At 50.2% G+C, this 317-nt stretch carries 2 protein-coding genes; both read right to left on the minus strand.

Features of this window, described 5'->3' with window-relative positions; all coding sequences use genetic code 11:
- Positions 1–165, minus strand: a 165-nt coding sequence (locus KVT28_RS24770) for a 50S ribosomal protein L22 (protein WP_305801798.1), incomplete at its 3' end; no start/stop codon positions are given.
- A 13-nt stretch (positions 166–178) separates the two neighbouring features.
- Positions 179–317 (minus strand): ribosomal protein S19 family protein (locus KVT28_RS24775; RefSeq protein ID WP_217550787.1); only part of this gene is annotated, 139 nt, incomplete at its 5' end.

Consider the following 317-nt stretch of genomic DNA (forward strand, 5'->3'; position numbering starts at 1 on the left):
AATGGCAGATTCCAGGACTTTCTTAACCAACACAGCAGCTTTCTTGTTGGTGGAGGTCACAATATCCAGGGCCTGCGACACTTTCTTACCGCGAATCAGGTCTGCCACCAGGCGAACCTTCTGAGCAGAAGAACGAGCATGGGGATGTTGAGCAATAGTTTCCATCTCTTCCTCCTACTTATTTCTTCTTGGCTTTCTTTTCTGCAGCATGGCCGCGATAAGTACGTGTCGGTGCAAATTCACCCAGTTTGTGGCCGACCATTTCGTCGGGAACAAAGACAGGAACGTGCTGACGACCATTATGGCCAGCCATGGTC

It is taken from the genome of Pantoea sp. GbtcB22 (assembly GCF_019091025.1).
In the GTDB taxonomy this organism is placed as follows: Bacteria; Pseudomonadota; Gammaproteobacteria; order Enterobacterales; family Enterobacteriaceae; genus Pantoea; species Pantoea leporis.